Genomic DNA, 26,926 nt, shown 5'->3' on the forward strand with positions numbered 1-26,926 from the left:
GACTGCGAGCCGGGCAGATGAACCAAACCAAACAGAACAACTAAACCGCTAGCAGAAAATAGACCAACTATGGCTACCGCAATCACCCCGCTTGGACGCCGCGTCCTCCTCAAGCGCTCCATCAGCGAAGAAAAAACCGCCGGTGGGATCTTCCTCCCCGACACCGCCAAAGAAAAGCCACAGGAAGCTGAAGTGCTCGCCCTTGGCACTGGCAAAGATGACGAAGGCAAAGACGTCAGCACTCTTTTCACCGTGAAGGCTGGCGACAAAGTGCTCATCTCCAAGTACGGCGGCACCGAAGTCAAGGTCAACGGTGAGGACCTCCTCATCGTCAACGAAACCGACATCCTCGGTATCATCGCCTAACCGGCCCAGGCATCCTGCCTGTTCCGAGTGAGCCGGATATCGTGTCCGGCAAATGCAGGTCTGAAGCCTGTGCACTTGAAGCAGGTGAGACTGCCCACCATTCACAACCCCACACCTCAAACACGCTAACTTACTATGGCTAAACAACTCCACTTCGACGAATCCGCACGTCAGGCTCTCCTGCGCGGCGTCACCAAACTCGCCCGCGCTGTCAAGGCTACCCTTGGCCCTGCTGGCCGTAACGTCATCCTCGAGAAGAAATTCGGTTCCCCTACGATCACCAAAGACGGTGTCACCGTGGCCAAGGAAATCGAACTTCCTGATCCTTATGAAAACATGGGCGCCCAGCTCATCAAGGAAGTCTCCTCCAAGACTTCTGACATCGCTGGTGACGGCACCACGACTGCAACGGTCCTGGCTGAAGCCATCTATTCCGAAGGTCTCCGCAACGTGACCGCCGGCGCTAACCCGACCTCCCTGCAGCGCGGTATCCTCAAGGCTACTGAAGCTATCGTGGCCAAGCTGAAGGAAATCAGCACTCCGGTGAAGGACAGCAAGGAAGTGGCCCAGGTCGCAACCGTGTCCGCCAACTGGGACACCGCTATCGGCAACATCATCGCCGAAGCCATGGACAAAGTGGGCAAGGAAGGCACGATCACGGTCGAAGAAGCCAAGTCCATCGAAACCACCCTCGACGTCGTCGAAGGCATGCAGTTCGACAAAGGCTACCTGTCCCCTTACTTCGTCACGGATCCTGAGTCCATGGAAGCGAACCTTGAGTCCGCTTACATCCTCATCCACGAGAAGAAGATCAGCAGCCTGAAGGACATGCTTCCTCTGCTTGAGAAAGTGGCCCGCTCCGGCAAGCCTCTCCTCATCATCGCTGAAGACGTGGAAGGCGAAGCTCTTGCGACCCTGGTCGTGAACAAGCTCCGTGGCACGCTCAACATCGTGGCTGTGAAGGCTCCTGGTTTCGGCGACCGCCGCAAGGCCATGCTGGAAGACATCGCCATCCTCACCGGTGGCCGCTGCATCACCGAAGACCTCGGCATCAAGCTTGAGAACATCGAGCTTTCCGACCTCGGCCAGGCCAAGCGCCTCACGATCGGCAAAGAAAGCACCGTCATCGTCGAAGGCGAAGGCGGCAGCGAAGCCATCTCCGGCCGCGTCAGCCAGATCAAGCGCCAGATCGAAGAAACCACCAGCGACTACGACCGTGAGAAGCTCCAGGAGCGTCTTGCCAAGCTGGCCGGTGGTGTGGCCGTCATCAACGTCGGTGCTGCTACCGAAACAGAGATGAAGGAAAAGAAAGCCCGTGTGGAAGACGCCCTTCACGCCACCCGCGCTGCGGTGGAAGAAGGCATTGTTCCTGGCGGTGGTGTCGCACTCATCCGCGCTCAGGCCGCCATCGGCGATCTGGGTCTGGTGGGTGACGAAAAAACCGGTGCTGAAATCGTGGCTCGCGCTATCGAAGCTCCTCTCCGTCAGCTGGCTGCCAATGCCGGCGTCGAAGGCGCTCTGATCGTCGCTGAAGTCAAGAAAGGCACAGGTAACCATGGCTACAACGTGGCCACTGGCAAATATGAAGACCTGATCAAAGCTGGTGTCGTTGACCCAGCCAAGGTGACTCGTAGCGCTCTCCAGAACGCTGCTTCCATCTCCGGTCTGCTTCTGACCACTGAGTGCCTCATCGCTGACATTCCGAAGGAAGAGAAGGCTGACGCAGGTCACGCCCACGACCACGGTGGCATGATGTAATGAATTAATGAGTTCTTTTTTGAACTCATCTCGGAGCGGCCTGTCTGTATAAGGGAGGCTACTCTTCAACCCTTTTGTCTTGAGAGAGCTGCCTCCGCATACCGGGAGCTTGCGGAGGCAGACCTTACGATAAAAACCCAAACCCCCAACGACGGACCGGAAGGTAACTTCCGGTCCGTTTTTGTCTTCGGGCTGAAGCCTGGAATATTTTCCTCACTGGACAAAACGCGTGGCTGGACGCTTGATGAAACATGGATGACTTGGCCGCCCAGATGCAGCGTGATTTTGAAGAGATCGGGCGGACGCACATGCCTTTTGGAAAGTATGGCCCCCAGCACCATCCTCCGTATGGCGTGCCCATCTATGACATCCCGGCGGAATACCTGGGCTGGTTTGCTAACAAAGCAGGGTTTCCCAAAGGACGGCTGGGCACACTTTTGAAAATGGTGCACCAGATGAAAGTGGACGGTTCAGACATCGTCTTTGATGTCTTCCGCAAACAGCGCGGTGGACCCACCCGGCTGCGTCCAGAAAGAAAGAAGCGTTTTGATTTTCCTGACGCCGGTTAGCGGGAGTTTCGGCGGTTTCAAGGGGTTGCCTCTATGGAAGATATAATTTTCATGTAACCCATGATCATCATTCCGGTACTGATGAAGGGACCTTAAATCCTTCTGACCTATGAACGAGACATTTGATCTCCTCGCCCAGCACCGCGTCATTCCCACGGTGGTCATTGATGATCAAAGGGCCGCTAAACCACTATCGGATGCTTTGGTGGAAGGCGGTCTTCCCATCGTTGAGGTAATGCTGCGAACACCGGATTCACTCGCCGCCCTGGAGCGGATCATCGACAGGCGTGACATGATCGTGGGTGCGGGGACAGTGACGACGCTAGCCCAATTTGATGCGGCTTGGCGGCTGGGTGCACGCTTCATTGTGACTCCGGGTCTGGATGAAAACATTCTGCGTCATGCTACGCGGCGGGATCTGCTGGTCATTCCAGGTGCGGTTACACCGACGGAGATCATGCAGGCGCAGAACTTGGGCGTCAAAATGGTGAAATTTTTCCCCAGTCATGTCTTCGGTGGCATGGCTGCCATCGAAGCCTTGGCAGGGCCGTTTTCACAAATGAAATTTCTTCCGACAGGCGGCATTCATCTTGAAAATCTGGCCTCGTATTTACAAAATCCTAGTGTCTTTGCCTGTGGCGGGAGCTGGATGGCCAAGCGGGAATGGGTGCAACAAGGTGAATGGGAAAAGATCCGCCAGGCCAGCATTCAAACGGTGAAGACGGTGTGCACAGGGATATAAAGTCTGCATAAGTGGACAAAACAGGTCCCGGCAGGGCCTATCCACGTCACAGGAATACGTGCGCGCTCAGCCCGACTGGGGCAGAGTGGCTGTGTTCGGTGTTGAGTGCTGACGAATCGTGGCCAGAATCCGCGTATAAGGAATCAGCGCCTCGCCGCTTATCTTTACCAACCATTGCCAACCGCCCCCATGTCCCGCCGCACCCTAGCTGAGTCCTACGAGCACGTCCCGACGCATATTTTCCCCAGTTCTGGCATTGCTGCCAAGGCCCTGGCTGAGGAAGTGAGGGCGCTGATTGAAGAACGGGCGAAAGAGGGGAAAAACGTGGTGCTGGGGATGGCCACAGGTTCTACGCCGGTGCCTTTTTATCGGGAGCTGATCCGCCTGCACAAGGAGGAAGGGCTGAGTTTCAAAAACGTCATCACCTTCAACCTGGACGAATATTATGGCCTGAGCGGTGACCACCCGGAAAGCTATGCCTGCTTCATGCGGGAACAGATTTTTGATCACATCGACATCCCAAAGGCGAACATCAATATCCCGAGTGGCCTAGTCCCGGGAGATCAAGTTTTCGCCCACTGCCGTGAGTATGAAGAAAAAATGGACGCAGTAGGCGGCATTGATTTTCAAATTCTGGGGATTGGCCGAACGGGTCACATCGGCTTTAACGAACCGGGATCCAGCCGGGATTCCTTGACGCGCCGCATCACACTGGACCGGGTGACCCGCCAGGATGCAGCTGCTGATTTCCGCGGTGAGGAAAATGTGCCGCACTTTGCCATCACCATGGGGGTGGGCACCATTCTACGGGGCAAGAAGCTCGTCCTCATGGCCTGGGGGGAAAACAAGGCCGAGATGGTGGCCAAAGCGGTGGAGGGACCCGTGACCGAAGCCATTTCCGCCTCCTTCCTGCAAGACCATCCGGATGCTCGCTTCTTTATTGACAGTGGTGCTTCACGGGAGCTGACGCGAGTGAAGCTGCCCTGGCTGGTGGGACCGGTTTCCTGGACGCCGAGGGAGACACGCCGCGCCGTCTGCTGGCAGGCTTTTAAAACCAATCGACCGGTGCTGAAGCTGACCGATGAGCACTACAATGAGCATGGTCTGAGCGATTTGCTCTCCGAGCAGGGGCCGGCCTACCAACTCAACATCCGCATCTTTAACCAGCTCCAGCACACCATCACCGGCTGGCCGGGGGGCAAGCCGAACGAGGACGATACTTACCGTCCAGAACGTGCGACCCCTTATCCGAAGCGGGTGCTCGTCTTCAGTCCTGAACCCCAGGATGCCATCGTGGCCATGGGCAGCACCATTGAGCGACTGGTGGAGCAAGGCCATGACGTGCGGATCGTGGCTCTGACCAGCGGCAGTTTGCGCATTGCCGACAGTGAGGCGGACAAATTTGCCGGTACACTTTTGGAACTGGCAGGGATTGTCAAAGACAGTCCTGCCTGGCAGAACCAAACAGCCTATGCACGTGAGGTACTGCGCCTGCTGGAGGAGAAGGGTGAATTTGGCGAAGACACCCCCGTCCTGCGCCAGCTCAAAGGTCTGATCCTGCGAGGTGAACTACGCGATGCTGCCCATGCATGCTGTGTGGGCAATGACCATGTGACTTTCCTGGACCTGCCCTTCTACGAGCAAGGGCGTTACCGTCGGTTCAAGAGTTGTGAAGCGGATGTCGATGCATTGACCTCTCTGCTGCGGGAGCACAAGCCACATCAGATCTATGCCACCGGTGATGCAGCCGACCCGAGCAGCGTGGCAGGCATCTGCTTCAAGATTTTAGAGAAAACGCTCAAGACCTGCCGGGGCGAAGAGTGGGCGGGCAGCGCCAGCCTATGGCTCTACAGGGGCAAGGAAAAGCCGCTGGCAGCGCACGAGATCGACATGGCGGTACCGCTAAGCCCGATGCAGCTCGGGCGCAAAGGTCGTGCGCTTTCCCGCTACGGCTCGCTTTCCAGCCTTGAACTCTCGTCTCCAGAATCCAACCGCGAAAACGCCCGCCATTACGATGCACTCGGCCTCGCTGAATACGAGGCCATCGAGACATTTCAGAGGTGGAGCCGGGTATAACCCGAAACCGATTTTCTCAATGAGGTGGGGCTTCCCAAGTTAGGAATACTTAACGTTCTTTCGAGGCTCCATCTCAAAGGCGGTGGCGTCCTGCTCGGCCACGTTGGGCTTCAGGACTTCCTCACGGAATTTGATGTAATGGGGGTCATCCTGGCAGATGGCCAGCTTGTCCATGCTCTCCACTTCCAGATAAACGAACCAGGGAAAGGGATCGTTGGGGTTGACGCGCTTGCCGGTTTTAACAGTGAGCACTTCCGGCACCCGCAGGAGGGCCATGCGTGCGCGGGACATCATGTCCTCCAATTTTTCTTCAGTAACCTCCGGCCTGAGTTTGTAGAGGCTGAGATAGGCGATCATGGCAGGGAACGGGTCAGTTCTTCCAATCCAGCACACCTTTGCGCCAGGCATACAGGAAGGCCACACCGAGGATGCTGATGAAACCGAGAGCTGCCCAGGCAATACCAAGGCCAAAAGTGGCCAGGTAATCCTTATAGATGATGGCTCCTGGATAGAGAAAGACGACTTCGATATCAAAAAGCACGAAGAGCATCGCCACGACGTAAAACTTCACGCTGAAGCGGGGCTGGCCTTCCATCAGCGGCAGCATCCCGCACTCATAGGAGCTGTCTTTAATGGCTGTGCGCTTGGCGGATTTTCCAAACAAAACCGATACCAGAAGGGTGACACCGGCAAACCCGCCCGCGAGGACGACTTGAAGAAGGACGGGGAGATAATTCTCAATCATGACAGGGGAGAGGGGCGCGGAGTATTAAACGACCCTGGCCCCAGCGTCAAGGCGGCGGGTGACCACAATCCAAGGAGTTTCCATTCTCTGCCTTTTTTTACGGTGTCACGAAGACTCCACGGGCTGATTTTAAGCTGATTTTTTGATTCCGCGCATAAGCCGCTGTGGCGCGCTCCCGCAAGGCATCTCCTTTTTCCCCAGCCAGCCAGCCGTCTAAAAGAGCATGCAGGAGGAATGAGCCTGGATACATGAACTGGGAGGTCATCAAAACAGGCTGGCCACCACTTTCCCGCAGGCCTTGGGTGAAATACGAGTGGCTTTTACAGCAGAGCACGGTCACTGGCACCGGGGTATCCCCACGCTGGTTTTTGGGGAAAGGAGCGCTGAAATCCATCAGTCCATTGTGCCCGATGAAGGCCAGAAAGTGGGCTTGGCCGGAGCCTGGCAAATTCACTTCCCTTTCTCCCTCTCTGGCGAGGATTTCGGGGCCTGCCACGCCGCTAACACCCTGTAAAAAATCATCCATCATCTGTTTCATCTCAGCTCCGCGATAGGCATGAGCGACTAGCCAAACATCCTTCTGCCGGTGTTTAAAAATCAGCCTTTCCAGAACAGTTGCCGGGACAGGCTGTCTTTTACTTTCCACGAGTCGCCAGGAAGCGGACCGTTTGAAGACCTGACGCATGCCGTCATCGCAGCCCCAATAGAGATTGCGGTCGGGGTCGTCTCCATTGCCAATTTTGGCAGGCACCGGCACGATACCCTGAGTGGCATTATCACACAGAGCCACAAAAACGTGGATGACCTTCGGTGTCTCCGCCACTGCAAGCGCTGGCAGTCCGGCAATGAGGAAAAGACAGGCGAATGTACGGGTGATCATGATCAAGCTAAGAACCTCTGCGGAGGGGAATGTTCAACAGCCAAGGATGGCCTTAGATCAAGAGTAGCCTGCGGGGACTCAGTGCGCAGGCACCAGTCCGTTCTTGACCGCGAAGGGATCCCACGAAGAATCGCGATGCCACTCGTGCTCAATTTCATCCGCCATCTTTTCAGCCAGCCGCAAGGTGAAGAGGCGGCTGATAACGTGGAGAGTCATGTCGATGCCTGCGGAAACACCGGAAGAAGTGACGATGCTACCATCATCTACCCAACGTGCCTGCGGCACCCATTTGACGTTGTTTCCATAGCGGGTAGCGGCTTTCCAATAGGCTTTGTTGGTGGTGGCGGGGCGACCGTCCAGCAGCCCTGCGGCGGCGAGGATGGAGGCACCGTTGCAAACAGACATCGTGAGCCGTGCGCTTCCTGAACGTTCCCTCAGCCAAGAGAGCGTGGTTTCATCCTGCAATGCTTTGAACGCTCCAAAACCTCCTGGGACGAGGAGTAGATCCAGCGGTGGCGCGGTTGCGTAGTCATGCGTGGCAACTGTTTGCGGGCCTTGGGCACTGGAGATCGGACCTATCTTCTGGGAGATGGTGACGATGCTTACCCGTTGTTTCATATTGCCCCAAAGCTCAAGAGGGCCATACGCATCCAATAGCTCGAACCCGGGAAAAAGCAGGACGCCGAGTGTCAAGGTTTTGCCATCCTTGGCGGAGGCCTTGGTATCTGCGGCCTGTACTTCGAAGCAGAAAAGAGCCATCAGAAGGCTAAGCAAAACGGGAAAACAAGGGCGACGCATGAACCTGTGTGCCCGCGAGGTGAAGTTTGTATGACGCGCCGCTGCATATGACCTCTGCTTTCTGCACATCTGTCTGGCCTGTTGCTTGCTTGTCTAAAAGATGAAACTGCATTATTCAATCACATGACCCCCACTGAATCCGCTGCCCTGAAGCGTCCCCAAAAAGTGCTGATTCTGGGGGGCGGTTTTGCCGGCTTGTCTTGCGCGAAGGCGCTGACAAATCCGGACTTTCAGGTGACCCTGGTGGACCGATGGAATCATCATCTTTTTCAGCCTTTGCTGTATCAGGTAGCGACAGCGGGCCTTTCCACCACGGAGATCGCTCAGCCACTGCGTTCCATTCTATCTGACCACAAGAATGTGACCACGCTGATGGATGAGGTTGTGCGCATCGACCTAGAAGGGAAACAGGTGATCACCAAGGAGCGCACGCTGCCCTATGATCACCTGGTCATCGCCCTGGGTGCTAAAACGGGTTTCTTTGGGCGCAATGAATGGGAACCCTTTACCTTTGGACTCAAAAGCCTGGATGATGCCATGCGCATCCGCCGGGAAGTGCTGCTGGCCTATGAGAAAGCCGAGGCTGCTAACGACCCTGCCGAGACGGCCAGGCTGCTGACGATGGTAGTCGTGGGTGGTGGGCCGACGGGGGTGGAAATGGCCGGATCCCTGGCTGAGCTGGCGCGGGTGGTCCTGCGTGATGATTTCCGCCACATTGATCCTACCCAATCCAATGTGCACCTAATCGAAGCGGGGCCCAAGCTGCTGCCGGTTTTCCCCGATAAACTGACGAATTACACCCGCGAACACCTCGAGGACATGGGCGTCAAGGTTCACCTAAACTGTCCAGTTAGCGAAATGGGCCCAGGTTATGTGATCGCTGGAGACCAGCGGATCGAGGCGAACATCATCGTCTGGGCTGCCGGGGTGGAAGCGAGCCCGGTCACTAAAACGCTGGCCGGTGTTCCTCTGGACCGGGGTGGCCGCATCCAGGTGCAGCCGGATCTCAGCCTACCGGACTATCCCCAAGTTTATGCGGCAGGGGATCTGGTGAGCCTGACGGATGTGAACAAAGTGAGAGTCCCAGGGGTCTGCCCTGCAGCCATCCAGATGGGCCAGCACATCGCCAAAGTGATTCAAGATGGAGACCGCATCCCTTACGCCTATTGGGATAAGGGCAGCATGGCCACGATCGGCCGCAAGGCAGCGGTGGCCACTTTTAAAGGGATGAATTTTCGCGGCTTCTTCGCCTGGCTGATGTGGCTCTTCGTCCACCTGCTGTTCCTCGTCGGCATGAGAAACCGCGCCGCCGTTTTCCTGCACTGGGTGTGGTCTTATTTCACTTGGCAGCGGGGCGCACGGATCATCCTGAACCGGGACGAATAAACTCTTCAGTTTCCCCGCATGGCCCGCACATGGGCCAGGGCGGCCTCTGTCAGGAAGGTGCTGGCTTCCGAACTGCTCTTGTGCCCGGTCAGGGGCATGGTGAAAATGTTTTTCGGAATGGTCAGGGCATTATAAGCCGCATACACGCTGGTAGGCGGGCAGACGGTATCGATGAAGCCGACGGTCACTGCGGCCCCTTTGCACCGGGCACGGGTGGCGAAGTTGACGTTATCAAAGTAACGTGCCGTTTCCAGGCCTGCTGCAGATGGCTGGCCGTCAGTAAATTCCACCAGCTTCGGCCAGCCGTTGATGCGGCCGACAACACTGCCGGTGTGGTCACAGCCCGCAGGAACCCCGGCGCAAAAGAAAGTCACCCGAGGATCCAGACCTGCGGCTGCAAAGGCCTGGAATCCTCCCTGGCTGCCCCCATAAACGATCAATGTCCGGCCGTCCCATTCAGGTTGTGCGGTGAGGAAATCCAGCGCCCGGATGACTCTCAGAAACATGCCTTTAAAGTAGCATTGCTCACGGTCATTCCTTCCCTGGTAGCGGTAATTGGCCAAGGCACCGGTAGCCTGCTCTTCGTAGAAAGCCTTCGGTTTGCCATTCGGCAGGCCATGCGCATTGATGTCCATGGAAAGCATTCCGCCTTCACGCGCAGACCACGCCAGGGCACCAAGGGTGGAGTCACCTACACCTGCTCCATGGACAAAGAGGATGGCAGGGCAGCTCTTGGGGGTAGCGCCTTGCGGTTTACCAAAGTAGCCGGAAACAGGCGCTCCCAGACAGGTGACCTGCGCGTCGAAGGCCTCCACTTGGGCTGCCGGACTCTTCACCGCCGTGAGAGTGAATTGCATCTTCACCTGGGCCAGTGCGTCTTTTTGGGCCGTCCAAAAAGCATCAAAATCATCAGGTGCTGGCAGGCTGGGGGCAATTTCAAGCGGGCTGAATGCAGCGCCAGCTTGGGCAAATTCGGGCTTTTCAGGGGTGCTGACCCGCAGGTGAAGAAAACCTGGTTCACCTAGTGTTCCTGTAAGGCTGGCTATGCCATTTTGAAGGTCCAGAGTTTCAGTTCGCCGTGGCTCGACACCATCCTTGGACAGGCTGCAGAGCACCTTGCCTTGGGATAAGGGTTTTCCCTGCTGACTGACGGTGATGTCGAATTTCACGGTCTCTCCGACTTTGTAAAAGGCATCTGGCCGGTCTGTCACTGCCTTGATCACCAGAGCGGGTGTCTTAGCCGTCTGGGCGTCGAGGGAAAGAGTGAGAAATAGGAACAGGAGACAGCGGATCATGAGGTCGAAATCAACGCTTAGCACACAAAAACCTGTCGGCTAGCAGGATGCAGTGTGCCTGGAAAGGATGACGGATGAACGTTTTACATCGAATTCCCGTCAAAGCGCTGGCTTGACCCTGGCTCCTGCGCGTTGCAGGTTTCCGGTAAGCGCTGCTTCCCGCGTTTTATTTTCTTACCATGACAACCCCTGCCGCACGCCTCGCATGAGTTTGCCGGATATCGCTGGACATGAATTGCAGGACTTGATCGGCAGCGGAAGTTGCGGAGCAGTGTATCGCGCAAGTGCAGGCGGCAAAGCCTGCGCCGTGAAGGTCTTTTCCTCCATGGCGATCAATCGCAAGGCCCTGGCGACTGCCCTGGGTGCCCTGCAACAGATGCCGCACCACCGGGGTGTGCTGCCGGTGGAGAATTTTAACTTCGACCGCAGCCCGTATTACACCGCGATGCCTCTGGTGGGTGTGATGATGAAAGATGCGCAAGGCCGCCGCCTGTGGCAGACGCCGACGCTGGAATCTCTCTGCACCCAGCCGAACCCGGAGCAGGCATGGAACTACATTTACCAACTTTCCGATGCGCTTTCTTGGCTGCACCGGCACGGCATCCCGCATGGCAACCTGCGCCCGTGCAATGTGCTGCTGGAGGATGATGCTGAAGCCAGCATCCGGCTCACGGATATGGCCCAGGGCTGGGTGGGGGGCATTCACCATCTGGACCTGACGGATCATTTTGTGCATCTCTGCCCGGATCAGGCGGAGAATCCTGAAGGCGTCTTTGCCGGATACGGGGCCAGTTGGGATGTCTATAGCTTCGGTGTTCTGGCTTACCGTCTTTTGACCGGGCAATTGCCTCGTGGAGCCAGAGCCTGGGTGGAGCAGGTGGCCTCGGTGCAAAAGAAAGCATCTTCTGGCCTAGCCTATGGGATTGACAGTGCAGCGCTTGTGGCCGCCGTCAGAGCGCAGCCCAAGATCACCTGGCCGGATGAACCCCAATCCAAGTGGGATGAACGCCGCCGCAACATCATTGAGCGTGCGTTGGACCTGAATTCTGCTGCCCGCTGGACGGACATGCGGGAAGTGGTGCGGGAGTTTGAGGTTCTGGAATCGGATTACCTGCTGGAGGAATCCCGGGAACAAACGGTACAGGAGCGGAAAAAGCAGGCGGTCAAAGTTCGCATGCTGCAAGTCATCGCCCTCAGTCTGATGACTGCCCTGGTCATGTGCGGTACCTATGCGTTCATGACACTGCGCCGTGCCCAAAAAGGTGAAATCGTCATCCAGGAAAATGAAACGGTATTGCAGCGGGAGATCAATGCCCGAGAGCAAAAGATCACCAGTCTCACCAGTCAGAGGGATACTGCCCTGGCACAGAAAAAAACAGCGGACTCCAATTTGCAGCATTCGCAGACGGCAGTGGATCAGTTCCTGACGCAGCTTCTGCAATCTCCGACCAGCAACGAGCTGGATACCGAATTTTCCAAAGGCCAGCTTCGGGATGCCCTGGCCTTCTGCCTAGCAGGCTTGCCACCGCTGGAACAGGATCCCGCGCTGGGTGTTGAGCGACTGAGGTCCTATGGAAACATAGGCCAGATCTACCTCCGCATGCGCAATTACGAAGAAGCGCGCAATTACCTTGAAAAGGCCAGGGACCAGGCTGCGCTGCTCCTGAGGGACGGCAAGGGGCACCCGCGTCTTCCTTTGTATCATCAATGGTTCGGCAAATACAGTCTGCTGCTGTCTGACCTCTCCAGTCGCAAGGGAGACCAGGGGGCCTCACTGGCGCTGCTGGGGGATGCGACCAACAGCCTCACTGAAGGTTTGGCGGCGGACCCAAAAAATCGGCTGGCGCGCAATGAATGTGCTCGTGCGTGGATGGAATACGGACGGCGCATGCTCCACAACGGTGAATTAACAGAAGCGGAGAAAGCATTGGCTCATGTGCAGGATGTGCTGGATCCCAAGTTGCTCGGTGCAGAGCCGATCCCTGAGGAGCAATTTTTGCTCGCTCGCTCCAAATTTGCCAAAGGCCTGGCTCAGCGGGATGCGGGTCGCATCCAAGATGCGCTGACGACCTTGATTGATGCGGTGACAGAAATGGGTGAACTCGTCATGGGCTCATCCCCGCGCAATCAGGAGCAGGCTCTGATGCTGGCGGATGCCTATACTGAACTGGCTGAACTCATCGGCAAAAGCATCGGCGCCAAAGAAGCGCGTGAAGCTTACATGCAGGCCATCCCGATTTTGCTGGAGCTAAACCGGCTGCTGCCAGAATGGGCTGAGGTGAAATACCTTCTGGCAAAAAACTATGGCGGGATCGCCCTCCTGGAGCGTGATGCAGGCAACAATACCGAGGCGGTAAAGAAGAAGCAGGATGGCATTGAACTGCTGAATGAAATCCTGGCCGAAGAGCCGGATAATCTGCAGTTCGGCGTACTCCTGGCCAAACTTCGCGGAGAGTATGCAGAGCTGATGTCCGACCTCGGCAAGCCCAGTGCTGCGCTGCCCATCGTTCAGCAGGCAGTGACCGCCCTGGAAGCCTTGCTATCCAAGGAACCGGACGCACGGCTGACCCCTGAGCGTAAAGGCCAGGAGATCCAGCTAGCCCAGATGTATGGCGTCTTGGGCCACACAAGCCAGTCCCTCAGCAAAAAAGAGGATGCCAAAAATGCCTTCAGCTTCGCCGTGAAACGCTGGGAAAAACTCGCCGCATTGGTACCTGGGGATGACACCATCCAGCAGGGGCTCATCTGGGCGCAGGACCGGCTCACGAAGCTGAAATAATTCCCATGTCATCCTCCGCCTACGACCAGCTCATCGCCCTCGCCCAAGAGGTCTCCGTCCTCACCTCTGCAGAGGCCGCCCTTTCCTGGGATCAGGAGACTTACATGCCTGCGCGCTCGCTGAATCATCGGGCTCGCCAGATGGCCTATCTCAATGGCAAGGCCCATGCCCTGGCTACCGGCACCGTTTTCCGCAAGCTGCTGGCCAAGGCTGAATCTGACAAGCCCCGGGATGCCAAAGCGGCTGCCAATCTCCGTGAATTACGTCGTGACTATGACCGCGCCGCCAAGCTGCCGCAAAAGCTGGTTATCGAGGAAAGCGAACTCTGCGCCCATGGCAAAGCTGCTTGGGCCGAAGGACGCAAGAAGTCCGACTTCAGCCTCTTTGCCCCGCACCTCCAAAAGCTGGTCACTCTGGCGCGGAAAAAAGCGGACCTTTGGGGATACGCCGACGAGCCTTACGATGCCCTTTTGGAGACTTATGAGCGCGGTGCCCGCACCCGTGAAGTGGCTACCCTTTTTGCCAAACTGAAGCCGGACCTCACCCAGATCGCCCGGCAGGCGGTGGACCAAAGCGCCTCCGTGAAGCCTAACATTTTGCGTGGTAAATACCCGGTGGAAAAGCAGCAGCTTCTGAATGCAGAAGTGGCCGCCAGCCTGGGCTTCGACTTCGAGGCGGGTCGCATCGATACCACCGCGCATCCCTTTTGCACCACCCTCGGCCCCGCCGATATACGCCTGACCACACGTTACGATGAAAGTGATTTCACTTCTTCACTCTTTGGCGTGATGCATGAGGCTGGCCACGGTTTGTATGAGCAGGGCCTGCCCGTGGATGATTTCGGACTGCCCTCAGGCCGTGCGTGCTCGCTGGGCATTCACGAATCACAAAGCCGCCTGTGGGAAAACCATGTGGGCCGCTCCCGCAGCTTTTGGGAAAAGTGGCTGCCTCGCACGGCCGAGATCTTCCCGCACCTCAAGAAGATCAAGCTGGATGACTTCCTCCGCGCCATCAACCGCGCCGAGTATTCCTTCATTCGTGTCGAGGCGGACCAGGCTACCTATGACCTGCACATCCTTCTCCGCTTCAGCATTGAGCGTCGCATCGTCAGTGGAGAATTGGCTGTCAAGAATGTGCCAGCCGCGTGGAATGAGGAATTTGAAAGTTTGTTCGGCATGGTGCCTCCCGATGATGCCCACGGCTGTCTTCAGGACATCCACTGGAGCATGGGCGGCCTCGGTTACTTCGCCACCTACACCCTGGGCAATCTGAACGCTGCCCAGCTCTTCGCTACCGCTCGTAAACAAAAGAAAATCGCCGCTGCTCTGGACCGGGCCGACTACGCCCCGCTTCTTAGCTGGCTGCGCAGCAACGTCCATTCCCAAGGAGGCACCCCATTGCCGGGCGAGATTATGGAACACGCCACTGGCAAGCCGACGGATGCCAAATGGCATCTCAAGCATTTGCGTGAGCGGTTTGCGGAGTAAGCATCTCGCGCTTGCCACTGAGCCTTGAACGGTGGCATGAATAACCATGCCGCACGATCTCACCGCCACTCTTCACCAGCACTTCGGCCACAAGGCTTTCCGTCCGGGACAGGAGCAGGTGATGCAGGCGCTGCTGGAGGGGCGCAGTGCGCTGGCACTTTTCCCCACAAGTGCAGGTAAGTCGTTGTGCTATCAGCTTCCGGCTTTGCTCCTGGACGGTGTGACCCTGGTCATTTCGCCGCTGATTGCGTTGATGAAGGACCAAGTGGAAGCATTGCGGGCGCGGGGCATCGGGGCGGCGCGTCTGGATTCTTCGCTGAAGCTGGAGGAGGCACAGCAGGTCTTTGATGACCTGCGTACGGGCAAAACCAAACTACTCTACATCGCCCCAGAGCGGCTGATGAATGAGAACTTCATTGAGCGGCTGAAGCGACTGAAGATTTCCATGATGGCGGTGGATGAGGCACACTGCATTTCTGAATGGGGACACAATTTCCGTCCGGAATATTTGCGTCTGGCGCATGTGGCGAAGGAGCTGGGCATCTCACCCGTGCTGGCCCTGACGGCCACTGCGACTCCCAGTGTGGCAGCGGACATCCGGCGGGCTTTTGACGTTGCCGATGCGGACCATGTGCAGACGTCCTTTCACCGGGCGAATCTTTACTATCGGATCACGCCATGCCCAGCGGCGAAGAGGAAAGAATACCTCACCAAACTGCTCAACAAGCGTAAGGTGCCTTCCATCGTTTATGTGACCCTGCAACAAACAGCGGAGGAAGTGGCGACCCATCTCCAGCGCAACGGTGTCAATGCCTTGGCTTATCATGCTGGCCTGCCCGATGAGCACCGACATGCTGCACAGGATGGATTCATGACTGGAGAGACGGATGTCATCGTGGCTACCATCGCCTTTGGCATGGGCATTGATAAGGCAGACATCCGTGCCGTGTATCACTATAACCTGCCAAAGACACTGGAAAACTACATGCAGGAAACCGGGCGCGCTGGTCGTGATGGCAAACCCTCCGTGTGCGAGATGCTGGCCTGCCAGGATGATTGCATTGTGTTGGCCAATTTCACCTTTGGTGATACGCCAACACCGCAAGCTCTGAGGCAATTGTTGGATCATTTGTTACGCCAGGGAGATGAGTTTGACATCTCCATCTATGAGCTGTCTGGCAGTACCGATATCCGTCCGCTGGTCATCGAGACTGTGCTCACCAACCTGGAGCTCAACGGCCTCGTGCGTCCGCTCGGCATGTTTTATTCCAGCTATCAGTACAGTTTTCTCCAGCCGGAAGCCCGCATCCTTTCCGGACACAAACCTGATCGGCAGGCCTTTTTGCGCAGGCTCTTTTCCTGCGGCAAGCGCGGCTCCAAATGGACCACCATCGTCCCTGATGAGGCCGCTGCCGAGATGGAGGAATCTCGTGACCGCATCATGAAAGCTCTCACCTGGTTGGAAGAGGCGGGAGAGATCCAGATGAAACCCAGCGGAGCCCGCCAGCGCTACCGCCTGTGCGGAGATCCTTCTTTGCGCGATCCAGATCAAGTAGCCCTCAAAATGCAGGCTCTGTTTGCCGAACGCGAGACGCGGGATGTGCAGCGCCTCAACCAGATCCTCGAACTGGCCAGTCAGCGCGAATGCATTACCCGTTGGCTGCTACGATACTTTGGCGAAGAGATGAAGGAGGACTGCGGCACCTGTACGAGTTGCAAGGAACGCGAGAAGGGCCTGGATATGAGCGAACCCCGGCCCATTCCCCAAGCCGCCCGCCCTAGCATCACCACGGAGGATGTGGCCATCATTCGCGAACTCATGGATGAGCGCCACGCCGCCCTGCGCACGCCCCGCCAGCTTACTCGGTTCCTCTGCGGCATCTCCAGCCCCGCCACCAGCCGCTCCCGCCTTACGCGCCTAGGCACCTTCGCCATGCTGGAGCAGATTCCCTTTGCCGACGTGCTGGCCCAGGCGGAAACAATGCGGTGACAGCCATCACCGATGCCTAGCGATAGCTTGTTTCCTGCTTTCTCCTTGCCAACTATGGCAGCCAACAAACATCTTTTTGCCCCACCAACCCATGACCCTCCGCGAGCCTGAAATCGTCGAACTCACCACACCTTCCGGTCCTATGCGTACGATGGTGCTGCGACCTGCGGGACCGGGCCAGTTTCCGGGGCTGCTTTTTCACTCAGAGATTTTTCAACTGACGGCCCCCATTGTCCGCACGGCAGCCTATCTGGCCGGTCACGGCTTCATCGTCGCCGTGCCGGAGATCTACCATGAGTATTTGGCCTCCGGGACCGTACTCGCCTATGATCAGGCTGGCTCTGACGTGGGCAATCGGCTGAAGACGGAGAAATCCGTCGCCGCCTATGATGCAGATAATCGCGCTGTGCTGGACTATCTGAAAGCTCACGAAGCCTGCACGGGACGCCTCGGTTCCTTCGGACCCTGCATCGGCGGTCACCTGACCTACCGTGCTGCCCTGCAGCCGGATGTGGCCGCCGCTGCCTGCTTTTATCCCACGGACCTGCATAAACGCAGTCTGGGTGCAGGCATGAATGATGATTCTCTCGCCCGTGCGGCGGATATCCAAGGAGAGCTGATGATGGTTTTCGGTCGCCAGGACCCGCATGTGCCAGCAGAAGGCCGTGCGCTCATCTACCAGACGCTGACGGCGGCCGGCGTGAATTTCACCTGGCACGAATTCAACGCCGCCCATGCCTTTCTGCGTGACGAAGGTCTCCGCTACGATGCCGAACTGGCCCGCCAAGCCCTGGGCATGACGGTGGACTTTTTCCGCCGGTGTCTCGGGAACTAAAAGCTGTCACATGACGCCGTCAGTGTCCGGGAATGCGGGCATACAAGACAACCAGCATGACACGGGCCAGCAGCCAGATGACCATGGCAAAGCTGAGGAACTTCAGGCCATTCCGTACATGGCCCAGCTTCACTTCCAGCACGCGGGCTTTGGCATGGATCTGCTTCAGCACCCGGTCACGCACGTCAGAATTATGCTGGGCACCAAAAAGCTGGCTGTAGCTCTCGGGCGGCATGCTGACGATATCGGCGGTAAAATAGAGGTTGGCTTCCTCAGGCCTTTTTTTGCTTTTTCCGATGGAGCGAGGAAAAGCGGCCAGCAGAGCATGCGCGATGGCGGTGCAAATCAAGGTAATGAAGAACGCGTAAACCGTCACCACAATCCATTCCCTGCCTCTCCAGTCCTGCATGTTCGGTGAAGCCAGCCCCAGGCCCAGATTAGAAACCATAGCAGCCAGAATGGCCGAGGTGCTCAGGGTGATCTGGGCCTTCAGATCAGCCCGGTTGATCTGGCCCTCAATGTCCTGATAAAGCATGTAGATAAGCCGGGTGAGATCGACTGCCGTCGAGCTGACGAGCGTGCCTGCAGTCACAGGAACCGGGGCGCTGGAATGAGCTGGAAGGGGAGCGGGAACGTCAGCCATGTCTTATTTCCCATTAACTAGCTGTCGCTACCGGGTCCGGCAACCATGTGACGCAATTGTCACAAGACGATCAAGCCTCCTGTCCGCGCCTCGGCTTCGAATCCCCGGAAGATGTGCGAAATTAAATGGCGTTGGGCCATATCAGCCATCCTTCCGCAGAAGTCGTTTCTCCCGGCGGCTCCAGTCTCTTGTTGAACTCCTCCCCCCCCTGCGCTTTTCTGCGCGTATCATTTCCCTCCCAATCTCACATACATGAACTACGACCTCATCGTCATCGGCGGCGGGCCTGCGGGCTACGTCGGAGCCATCCGCGCAGCACAACTCGGCAAAAAAGTGGCCTGTGTGGAAAATGACCGCGCTGGCGGTACCTGCCTGAACTGGGGTTGCATTCCGACCAAGGCCCTGCTGAAAAATGCCGAGCTTTACCACACACTCACCCACCGCGCCGAAGAGTTCGGCCTGAAAATCGGCAGCGTGGAGTATGACTGGTCCAAGGTCATCGGCCGCAGCCGCGGCGTCTCTGACAAGCTGAACAAGGGTATCGAGTTCCTCTTCAAAAAGAACAAGGTGGACTACCTTAAGGGCACCGCCAGCATCCCGGCCGAAGGCAAGGTGGAAGTCACCGCTGCTGATGGAGCCAAGACGACCTATGAGGCTGCTAACATCCTCATCGCCACGGGTGCCAAGACGCGTGACATGCCCGGCTTCCCCTTCAATGGCACCACCGTCATCGGCAGCAAGGAAGCCATGACCCTGGAAAAGCAGCCGAAGAGCATCATCGTCATCGGTGCCGGTGCCATCGGCATTGAGTTCGCTTACTTCTTCAACGCCTACGGCACCAAGGTGACTGTGGTTGAAATGCTTCCCGACGTCCTTCCCGTGGAAGACACGGAAGTGTCCAAGCTTCTGGAAAAGAGCCTGACTAAGTCTGGCATCCGCATCCTCACTAACACCAAAGTCACCGGCACATCCGAGGACGGCAAAGGCGTTAAGGTAACCGTCGAAGGCGCGGCCAACGAAACTCTCGAAGCCGACGTCTGCCTCGTCGCCATCGGTGTGAAGCCGGTTCTGCCCGGCGGCATCGAACTGAAGCTGACCGACCGCGGCTGGCTGCAGACGGACGATAAGTATCAAACCAGTGTCAAAGGCATCTATGGTGCTGGCGACATCATCGGGCCACCGTGGCTCGCCCACGTCGCCAGCTATGAGGCCGTCCAGTGTGTGGAAGGCATCTTCGCCAAGCACAAGCCGAAGAAGGTTACGGTCTTCCCAGGTTGCACCTACTGCCATCCGCAGGTCGCCAGCATTGGTCTCACCGAGCGTGCCGCCAAGGAAAAAGGCCTTAAATTCAAGGTCGGCAAGTTCCCTTACGTCGCTAGCGGCAAGGCCCTCGCTGCCGCTGAGCCGGAAGGTTTTGTGAAAATCCTTTACGGTGAACCTCACGGTGAGATCATTGGCGCCCACATCGTCGGCAGCGAAAGCACCGAGATGATCGCCGAGATCGGCCTCGCCATGAACCTCGAAGCCACCTGGGACGAAATCGAAGCCACCATCCATGCCCACCCGACGCTGTCGGAAATGGTCAAGGAAGCGACCGAAGTGGCTAAGGGGCATCCGATCCACGTGTAACCCATCAAATTAACGATGAACCTTTTGGGCAGCCCGACGGAAGTAATTCTATCGGCTGCCCAAACTGTTTTTGGGCGGCTAGTTTGTTTCTATGGGGCATGTTTGCTGGGGATGCTGCTGCCAGCCATTCCCCAGGCCATCCTGCATGGCGACCCTGACATGTTGGTCGGGATTTTGCTGCATCCTTGGATTCTCCTACCCGTGGCATTCATCAGCCTGTTTTTAGGAGCCGGTCTCCTCACGTATCCACTGTGTCTTGCCTTTGCCATCTACTTTATTCGCGAGGAGCTTTCGTATAAATGGTTGTTGGTCCCCATGGCTCTCATTGCTTTGGATACAGGCTTCATGGGTCTTCGCTGGCGGGGACTCTGATTCATCGCCGCTGTAATGATGGCCAGCATTTCAAGATTGGACCACTCACAAAAAATTCGCCTTCAGCCTCGGCTCCCGGATCAAAGCGGTGCTAAGTTTTTGAGCAATCTCTGGAGGAAGAAACTGGTCCAGTCCGAGACGCAAAACGAAGCGGTTGGGATTGGCGTTGGGGCGAAGGGACAGCAGGATGTCCACGGAGGTGGTCACCAGTTCTGAGCCCGTTAGCCCTTGCGCATGCAGTTCTTTGACAATGAGCACGAGGGCCATGGCGGTGCTGCGGGAGCGGCCTGCCCAGCATTGCAGGACAAGAGGTTCGTGAGCGGTACTTCCGGCAAACGCGAGGAAGCTCTGCAAATGAGCGGGTTTCGGACCGGGGGTGTCGTCGCCAGGCGTTGGTAGGGCATCTTCGAAGGAAAGCTGGAGAGCACTTTTGGCCTTGGCCAAATCCGCTTCGGCTTGGATGGGATCATGGATGCTGACCACGTGCCAGCGGTCTGGCTCCCGCGCCAGAAAAGGGCCGATCTGAATGGCGGAGCAGATGGCCAGTTCCCGTTGAAGACGCTCAATGAACATGCCTGTTGTTAGTCTTGCGCTGGCCCTTTGGAGAGGGCGGTTGATGATCGACGCTGCTTTGCACTCCAGGCCAAGAGGCCGCAGAGGCCAAACCCAAAGGTGTTCAAGGAACCATGCACAGCCCACATGGTAGGCATGGGCAGAGTCCACTGGGGCAAAACAGAGCGGAGTCCAAAACTGAGCGCCAGCAACATGGCCACCAGCAGGCTGGCTCCCGAGATCCAGAACATGGCCTGTATCCAAACGGAATGCCGGGGCTGAAAAGCCATCCTCATTTGCAGCATCGCCACGCCCAATGCCCCCGTCACCAGCACGCAGACGGCCACCGGCTCCACCCACGGCAGCAGGTGGAAATGTGTGCAGGTAATGCCCGTCGCCACTAGCGGTACTCCGGCCAGGATCAGTAGGCAGGCACTCCGCGAAAACATACCGGGGAGAGCCTTCCCGCACAGTCCAGCCATCAGAGGCAGGGTAAATCCGGCATGGTGAAAGTGAGCAGCGGTCAGCAGCACGATCAATGCGTCGAAGCCAAAGGGCATCCAATTTAACCGGTTGGCCAGCAGCCATGCGGCACCGATGGCCGGGAAAATACCCGCTGCACCTATCATCCACCCTGCGGGATCGAATGATGAATGGAGGAGCTCTTTGAGCGTCTCGACCGCCCACCATGCGCGGTAGATGAACCAGGGCAGGGACATCAGTAAAGCCAGCGGACCCGGAGCGACAAAGAAGGCGGTCATTTGCAAAAAACCACACACTACCTCGGCTTGGGAATGCCAAAATCGAGGATGCCGCCTTTGCAAAGCATGACTGCCTGGCATCAAAATCATGATGGACATAAAAAGCAGACCCAAGATCCACACAGGATCCTGAGGATACGGCCGCCACCAGCCGCCCATGACCACTAGCCAGACCAGGGCACCCTGTAACGCAGGATGAATGAAGCGACCCCAGCTCATGAACTAACCGCCTTTTTCATCGCCTCCTGGGAATCTCGCACAAAGCGGAGTTGCCACCAGCGGGCCAGCGGAAAGCCGATCCAGGCTAACCAGTGATGAGGACGGGAAAAAGCGCGGATCTCATACCACACGGAGCCATCGGGCCGCTTTTCCACTCTGAAGCGCTCTTCTCCGCATTCTGCATGTTCAGGCAGCGTGCCATAGACAAATCCATGGTGGGTTTCATCATCGCAACGGCTCAGGATGCGACAAGGATTGATCCAGGACATACCGCAAATGCGCACCACCATGGCCACCACCTGCCCCGGCTGCTGGGCTGACTGAAAAGGGTAAACGACCGTCCAGGCGGGAAACATTTTCCACGCATCCAGAGCACGGCGTGCCCGATGATAAATAGTCGTCCCTACCCCCAAACACACCCGATGCTCTTCTTCAATAAAACCTTCTACAGGGGGCTGCTCCACACCCTGCCGATGGGCATAACTCAGCGGTGCGTCCTGGCAGGCTCTCACACATTCCATCACCTGGGATGAAGACGGCGGCTTTAGAGAAATCATGCCTTCACTTTCCGCTGAGACCCATCTCAGACAACCTCGAAATCCCGAAAGAGCTGGCGTCACGGAATCTGGCTATGGATCAAACGTGCAGCCTGGGCCGCTGGCAGATCTTTTTGATCTGGATCATCAATCATTTTTTGCAAAGTGGCCTTGGCCTCAGACGGACGGTTTTCCAGAAGGTACAGCCGGGCCTGGTAAAGATGCGCGCGGGCCTTGTCCGAGGCGATGACATAAAGGCTCAGGGCATGCTCCAGCAGGTCTATGGCCTCGGCATTTTTCCCTTCACTGGCGGAGAGAAGGCCGGTCAGTTCCAGCATGTGGGGTTTGCTCCGGGTTTCAGCCAGGGAAGTGAGCGTCCGTTTCAGTTCGCGGCTGTCTTCTCCTGGATGACGCAGGGCGGTGCCCTGGTAAAGGGCGTAGTCACGGTCACGCCCTTCCCCCATGCTGGAGCCGGGGCCCTTGGCATACGGACGGTACAGAGGATCCCCGCAGACGACATTCATCCATGAAAGCACCGGGGTGGCATTCCAGGAGGCTTCCGCCAGGGTATAACCTTCAAGCAACCGCTGGTTCAAGATGTCAAAATGGACCGTGAGGCTGAGATACGGCTCAAAGACATTCCCCAGCGCCGCCGCTGCTCCTTGTCGCAGCAGTGGGCCTACCCAATGCCGGTCTGGAGAGCGCAGGGCAGCACCACTGAATGAATGCAGATGGCAGGCGATGGCACCGGTCTGAAACCGAAAGGACGGACTGGCGATGGCACCGCTGGCATTCGTCGTATACCAGCCGAAATAAAAAGCCGTATCCGGCAGCGGCCAGTGGTCCGGCAGCACGGCTTCCGCCTTGTCCACATAAACGGGAATGCCTTTTTGACGGAAGAGAATGGCGCTGCGCGTCAGCCAGTCCTCGCCCTCCTGATACGCGCCCGTTTTCTGCGCCAGATCAATGACGGCCCGGCCTCGCAACCCGTTCTGCTCAGCACTGATGGCATCATCAATCATGCGCTTCACTGTATCTGAATCCGGCGCATCCAGCCGCCCCACCAGTAGAAGTCCAGGCGTGCCCTGAAACATCTGGAACCGCATGTCCTGGCCATAGTAGGGATTCCGCAACGCGCCGGCGATGGGCTGACGCGGCAGGCCCAGCAGGCAGAGCTCACTATCTACGCTAGCCTCATCCTCCTGGGTATTTTTTGGGTTTTGCGCATCCCGCTGGATTTGAAACGGGATTCCGCGCATAAGCACCACCACACGCACGGCGGATTCCGCCACGGTCATGGCGGGCATGGTTTTACCCGTGGTGGGATCTTTGATTTCCTGCTGGCCCAGCCGCCATAACCCACGGCGTACCAGGGCTTCGAAGAGTGGTTTGCGCAAAAGATTGTCATACTCCTGCCGGGTCATCGAATCATTGATCGGACAAGCGAGGCTGATCAGGTGGTCTTGCGGGATGCCACGCTTCTCCGCATAATATTCAGCCAGCTCACGTGACTGGGAGAAATCCGGATTGTAAACCACCACCGTTTCGCCATTCAAGTCGGGGGAGGGAAGGGGATCCTGGGCGTTAACTAAAGGAGCACAGGCCAGCAAACAGCCCAAGAGCCAGCACACACAGGCCGTGCCTGTCATGCGTGACCCATGTTGATATGCCCTGATTTCTGCCATGATCATTTTTCCCAGGTTAGCTCCAGTCCATCATAAGCGATCTTGACCCCAGGTGGCAGCAGAGGTTCTTCACGCGAATGCATGATCTCGCATTGCAAGTGGGTAAGGTAAGTGCGGCGGGGGCGGATGCGCGCCTGAATGGCCAGGGCTTCAGCAAAGTTCATATGGGTGGGATGCTCCGTATGACGCAACGCATCCAGGATGAGGGTATCCACGCCTTCCAAAGCGTCCAAGGACTCCGGCGGAATAACCTTGGCATCCGGAAAATAGGCGCACAGTTTGCGCTCATTGCGAGTGAACAGGTAGCCGATGGTTTCTACCTTTCCGTGCTGCACTGGCAACGGCGTGACCCAGGTATCCCCCAGGGGAAATGGGCCATGGATGGGCTTCGGGAAGGGCTTTAAATACCCGCGATAACGGTTTTCCCCATTGAAGGCGAATTCAAACATGCGCTCCAGCATGGCCAAGCATGAAGGCATGGCAAAAATGGGCATGAACTGGTCCGGCTCCACGGTAAAACGACGCAAGTCATCGAAACCGGTGAGGTGGTCCATGTGCGGATGTGTGAAGAGCGCTGCTTCCAGGTGAAGGATTCCTGCGCGCAGGCACTGGGTACGAAAGTCCGGCCCCGTATCCACCACCCAGCTCATTTCAGGTGTCTGCATCCATAGGCTGGAGCGCAGGCGGTTATCCCGGGGATCCGTACTGCGGCAGGTCTCGCACCCGCAGCCGATCATCGGAATACCGACGGAGGTGCCGGTGCCGAGAAAAGTGAGCGTGAGATCAGACATGTCCGCGTAAGCTATAGCTGTAAAAAGGCCCAAGGAAGGCAAAGAATTCAGTCCGCAGTTTTTTGCCTTGCCTGTCTTCTTTTACGGCTAAGAAAGAAAGCATGACAGAAAGTTATCTCCAGCGTTTCGGCGGCATCGGCAGGCTCTACGGAGTGCAGGCCCTGGCGCGGCTGCATGGAGCGCGGGTAGCTGTTATAGGTGTAGGTGGAGTTGGGTCCTGGGCGGTGGAGGCGCTGGCACGAAGCGGTGTCGGCTCTCTGACCTTGATCGACATGGATGATGTCTGCATTACGAATACCAACCGCCAGCTACCTGCCCTGTCGCATACCGTAGGGCATCCCAAAGTGGCAGTGCTGGCCCGCCGGGTGGTGGAAATCTACCCGGAATGCCAGATCCATGCGGTGACGGAATTCTTCCTGGAAAACAATGCCGACCGCCTGCTGGCATCTGGCTTTGACTGCCTTGTCGATGCTGTGGACAGCACCAACATTAAAGCCCTCATCATCTCCAAAGCTCGTGCGTTAAATCTTCCCGTCGTTGTTTCCGGCAGCGCTGGCGGACGGCGGGACCCGACCCAGGTAAAAGTGGCCGACCTGGGCCAGGCCGGGGCGGATCCTCTGCTGCTGCAAGTGCGCCGCCGCCTGCGTGAGGCGCACGGCTTCCCCAAAAGTCTCGAAGGCAAGCCCATGCACTGGGAGGTGCCCTGTGTTTATTCCACGGAAAAGGCTGTTTACCCGCAGGCGGACGGCTCTTGCTCCACGGAACGTGAGGTCGGCACCGAAGCAGGTCTGCGCCTTGATTGTGCGGCAGGATTTGGTGCGGCGACCTTTGTCACCGGCACCTTCGGATTTGCCCTAGCGGCGGAAGTGTTGAAGATCCTCGTGGCGGACAAAGCGACTTAACTGACTGGAGTCAGCACCACTTTTTGGACGTCCAGAACAGCAGACTTTACTTTGTTAACCGGATCAATCTGGAGCCGTTGTTTGCCTGGAGCTTTGATTTCGATTTCACCCAAAGACAGCTCCTGCCAGTTTTGAAATCCACCCGTGTCCTGCGTGGTAAATTTCAGAGTTTGGTCGGCATGTTTGAGCTCCACTTCACTGCCATGATTTCCACCGCCACAGCCGTGGCTGACGGTGACTTTGTAACGGCCTGGCTGGGTGACCTCAAACTCCCACTCCGCCAGATCGTCTTCAGAGGTCCAGAAGCCCAGGCAGTTTTTTTCAGGCTTGGGTTCGTAGCGCATATTCTCTGACCACGTCACGGCGTTTTTGGCTTCCAGGGTGATGCTGCCATCCTCCGCCTGCTTGGGCATTTCACCTTCACAGGTGGGAATGAGGGCGATTTCATGAATGACCAAAGCGGACCCCTCGGTAGGGGGCGTCAGGAGGGCGAATGGCACGTCTCCAGGCTGGGCGATGTACAATTCTCCCAGGTAAGTCTTGCGCACTGAAGGAGCCGATGGGAGCGATTTTTTAACCACCAGATCTCCCATGCGGAACTGCATGCCCAGTGCGCTGCGGTTAAGGGTATAGGTCATCCGAACTTGATACTTGCCCCAGCGCTTGGCCTTAAACTTCGTCCCTGTGTATGTTTCCCAGTGCGCGCCATTGCTGTGATCCCAGCTATCTGGACCGAGGGTGATGATGCCACGGCTGGGCATGTCTTTGCGCTCTGCTGGCTCGTCGCTGCCAAAACCCCCGATGTCCACCATGGCCGGGACCTCCGTTTCTGCCGGGGCCACAGGAGCCGCCTTGATCTCTGGCTGTGTGACAAGCTCCGAGGCTGGCGCGGGTGTGGCTTCCTCTTTGACCTGCACGGCTGGTGGCGGGCTGACTATTTCAGTACTGGCTTTTTCACCAGATGGACGCCCACAGGAGGTCAGGCTGAGGGCGAGCGTCAAAGCGAAGAGTGAAAAGATAGGTCGTAACATGGTGGATGAAAAGCTGGCCGCGGGGTGTAAAGGCCTAAAAACCTCCACTGCGTCTTGATGCAACGGATGGGAAGGGCAGATCTTTAGCCTGATTAACTC

The 26,926-nt window shown here is 57.3% G+C and carries 25 protein-coding genes; 13 read left to right on the plus strand and 12 right to left on the minus strand.

Going from position 1 to position 26,926, the window contains the following annotated elements:
• The first annotated feature begins 69 nt into the window (after window positions 1-69).
• From EI77_RS10460 to nagB, 5 genes are all read left to right on the plus strand, one after another.
• Entirely contained in the window at window positions 70-366 is a 297-nt protein-coding gene (locus EI77_RS10460; RefSeq protein ID WP_133795214.1) for a co-chaperone GroES, read from the plus strand.
• Window positions 367-501: 135 nt separating this feature from the next.
• On the plus strand, window positions 502-2,124 hold the full coding sequence (gene groL / locus EI77_RS10465; RefSeq protein WP_133795215.1) for a chaperonin GroEL: 1,623 nt from the start codon (window positions 502-504) through the stop codon (window positions 2,122-2,124).
• A gap of 251 nt (window positions 2,125-2,375) precedes the next feature.
• Window positions 2,376-2,693 (plus strand): putative quorum-sensing-regulated virulence factor, encoded by a 318-nt coding sequence (locus tag EI77_RS10470; protein WP_133795216.1) that lies wholly within the window; start codon window positions 2,376-2,378, stop codon window positions 2,691-2,693.
• A 109-nt stretch (window positions 2,694-2,802) separates the two neighbouring features.
• A complete protein-coding gene (locus EI77_RS10475; RefSeq protein ID WP_133795217.1) occupies window positions 2,803-3,435 on the plus strand; it encodes a bifunctional 4-hydroxy-2-oxoglutarate aldolase/2-dehydro-3-deoxy-phosphogluconate aldolase in 633 nt (210 codons plus the stop codon).
• A gap of 189 nt (window positions 3,436-3,624) precedes the next feature.
• Complete coding sequence (gene nagB, locus EI77_RS10480; protein WP_133795218.1) at window positions 3,625-5,511, plus strand: glucosamine-6-phosphate deaminase; 1,887 nt, start codon at window positions 3,625-3,627, stop codon at window positions 5,509-5,511.
• Window positions 5,512-5,550: 39 nt separating this feature from the next.
• On the opposite strand, the gene EI77_RS10485 is transcribed toward nagB, so the two are convergent.
• From EI77_RS10485 to EI77_RS10500, 4 genes are all read right to left on the minus strand, one after another.
• Window positions 5,551-5,868 carry a Dabb family protein gene (locus tag EI77_RS10485; protein ID WP_166647175.1) on the minus strand — a complete coding sequence of 106 codons (318 nt, stop codon included), beginning with the start codon at window positions 5,866-5,868 and terminating at the stop codon, window positions 5,551-5,553.
• Between the two features lie 13 nt (window positions 5,869-5,881).
• A complete protein-coding gene (locus tag EI77_RS10490; protein ID WP_133795220.1) occupies window positions 5,882-6,256 on the minus strand; it encodes an NADH-quinone oxidoreductase subunit A in 375 nt (124 codons plus the stop codon).
• Between the two features lie 97 nt (window positions 6,257-6,353).
• On the minus strand, window positions 6,354-7,136 hold the full coding sequence (locus tag EI77_RS10495) for a hypothetical protein (RefSeq protein WP_133795221.1): 783 nt from the start codon (window positions 7,134-7,136) through the stop codon (window positions 6,354-6,356).
• A gap of 78 nt (window positions 7,137-7,214) precedes the next feature.
• Window positions 7,215-7,895 carry a DJ-1/PfpI family protein gene (locus EI77_RS10500; RefSeq protein WP_166647176.1) on the minus strand — a complete coding sequence of 227 codons (681 nt, stop codon included), beginning with the start codon at window positions 7,893-7,895 and terminating at the stop codon, window positions 7,215-7,217.
• Between the two features lie 162 nt (window positions 7,896-8,057).
• Here EI77_RS10500 and EI77_RS10505 point away from each other — a divergent pair, with 162 nt between their 5' ends.
• A complete protein-coding gene (locus tag EI77_RS10505; protein ID WP_133795223.1) occupies window positions 8,058-9,320 on the plus strand; it encodes an NAD(P)/FAD-dependent oxidoreductase in 1,263 nt (420 codons plus the stop codon).
• Window positions 9,321-9,325: 5 nt separating this feature from the next.
• Here the strand turns inward: EI77_RS10505 and EI77_RS10510 are convergent, their stop codons facing one another.
• Complete coding sequence (locus EI77_RS10510; protein ID WP_133795224.1) at window positions 9,326-10,615, minus strand: acetylxylan esterase; 1,290 nt, start codon at window positions 10,613-10,615, stop codon at window positions 9,326-9,328.
• Window positions 10,616-10,820: 205 nt separating this feature from the next.
• Here EI77_RS10510 and EI77_RS10515 point away from each other — a divergent pair, with 205 nt between their 5' ends.
• The 4 genes from EI77_RS10515 to EI77_RS10530 all read left to right on the plus strand — a co-directional run bounded on the left by EI77_RS10515 (window position 10,821) and on the right by EI77_RS10530 (window position 17,706).
• On the plus strand, window positions 10,821-13,394 hold the full coding sequence (locus EI77_RS10515; RefSeq protein WP_166647177.1) for a protein kinase domain-containing protein: 2,574 nt from the start codon (window positions 10,821-10,823) through the stop codon (window positions 13,392-13,394).
• Between the two features lie 5 nt (window positions 13,395-13,399).
• Entirely contained in the window at window positions 13,400-14,881 is a 1,482-nt protein-coding gene (locus EI77_RS10520; protein WP_133795226.1) for a carboxypeptidase M32, read from the plus strand.
• A 46-nt stretch (window positions 14,882-14,927) separates the two neighbouring features.
• Window positions 14,928-16,871: a RecQ family ATP-dependent DNA helicase gene (locus tag EI77_RS10525; protein ID WP_133795227.1), complete on the plus strand. Its 1,944-nt coding sequence runs from the start codon at window positions 14,928-14,930 to the stop codon at window positions 16,869-16,871.
• A 91-nt stretch (window positions 16,872-16,962) separates the two neighbouring features.
• The gene (locus EI77_RS10530) at window positions 16,963-17,706 is read left to right on the plus strand and encodes a dienelactone hydrolase family protein (RefSeq protein WP_133795228.1); all 744 of its coding nucleotides are present in this window, start codon (window positions 16,963-16,965) and stop codon (window positions 17,704-17,706) included.
• A gap of 19 nt (window positions 17,707-17,725) precedes the next feature.
• Here the strand turns inward: EI77_RS10530 and EI77_RS10535 are convergent, their stop codons facing one another.
• The gene (locus EI77_RS10535; RefSeq protein WP_133795229.1) at window positions 17,726-18,349 is read right to left on the minus strand and encodes a Pycsar system effector family protein; all 624 of its coding nucleotides are present in this window, start codon (window positions 18,347-18,349) and stop codon (window positions 17,726-17,728) included.
• A gap of 252 nt (window positions 18,350-18,601) precedes the next feature.
• On the opposite strand from EI77_RS10535, the gene lpdA reads away from it, so the two are divergent.
• Window positions 18,602-19,978, plus strand: a complete 1,377-nt coding sequence (gene lpdA / locus EI77_RS10540; protein WP_133795230.1) for a dihydrolipoyl dehydrogenase — start codon at window positions 18,602-18,604, stop codon at window positions 19,976-19,978.
• 111 nt (window positions 19,979-20,089) lie between these two features.
• On the plus strand, window positions 20,090-20,350 hold the full coding sequence (locus EI77_RS10545) for a hypothetical protein (protein ID WP_133795231.1): 261 nt from the start codon (window positions 20,090-20,092) through the stop codon (window positions 20,348-20,350).
• Window positions 20,351-20,395: 45 nt separating this feature from the next.
• On the opposite strand, the gene EI77_RS10550 is transcribed toward EI77_RS10545, so the two are convergent.
• From EI77_RS10550 to EI77_RS10570, 5 genes are read right to left on the minus strand one after another with little or no spacing between them, the layout of a single operon-like run.
• Window positions 20,396-20,923 carry a hypothetical protein gene (locus EI77_RS10550; protein WP_133795232.1) on the minus strand — a complete coding sequence of 176 codons (528 nt, stop codon included), beginning with the start codon at window positions 20,921-20,923 and terminating at the stop codon, window positions 20,396-20,398.
• Window positions 20,924-20,931: 8 nt separating this feature from the next.
• Entirely contained in the window at window positions 20,932-21,882 is a 951-nt protein-coding gene (locus tag EI77_RS10555) for a YndJ family transporter (RefSeq protein ID WP_133795233.1), read from the minus strand.
• Window positions 21,879-22,439: a DUF1990 domain-containing protein gene (locus EI77_RS10560; RefSeq protein ID WP_133795234.1), complete on the minus strand. Its 561-nt coding sequence runs from the start codon at window positions 22,437-22,439 to the stop codon at window positions 21,879-21,881. The genes EI77_RS10555 and EI77_RS10560 overlap by 4 nt, the downstream gene beginning before the upstream one ends.
• Before the next feature lie 59 nt (window positions 22,440-22,498).
• Window positions 22,499-24,067 (minus strand): TIGR03790 family protein, encoded by a 1,569-nt coding sequence (locus EI77_RS10565; RefSeq protein ID WP_166647178.1) that lies wholly within the window; start codon window positions 24,065-24,067, stop codon window positions 22,499-22,501.
• Window positions 24,068-24,105: 38 nt separating this feature from the next.
• Complete coding sequence (locus EI77_RS10570) at window positions 24,106-24,894, minus strand: MBL fold metallo-hydrolase (RefSeq protein ID WP_133795236.1); 789 nt, start codon at window positions 24,892-24,894, stop codon at window positions 24,106-24,108.
• A gap of 101 nt (window positions 24,895-24,995) precedes the next feature.
• On the opposite strand from EI77_RS10570, the gene EI77_RS10575 reads away from it, so the two are divergent.
• Complete coding sequence (locus tag EI77_RS10575; RefSeq protein ID WP_133795237.1) at window positions 24,996-25,796, plus strand: tRNA threonylcarbamoyladenosine dehydratase; 801 nt, start codon at window positions 24,996-24,998, stop codon at window positions 25,794-25,796.
• On the opposite strand, the gene EI77_RS10580 is transcribed toward EI77_RS10575, so the two are convergent.
• Window positions 25,793-26,827, minus strand: a complete 1,035-nt coding sequence (locus EI77_RS10580; protein ID WP_133795238.1) for a DUF5077 domain-containing protein — start codon at window positions 26,825-26,827, stop codon at window positions 25,793-25,795. The genes EI77_RS10575 and EI77_RS10580 overlap by 4 nt on opposite strands.
• Window positions 26,828-26,926 lie beyond the last annotated feature (99 nt).

Source organism: Prosthecobacter fusiformis (assembly GCF_004364345.1).
GTDB lineage: Bacteria > Verrucomicrobiota > Verrucomicrobiia > Verrucomicrobiales > Verrucomicrobiaceae > Prosthecobacter > Prosthecobacter fusiformis.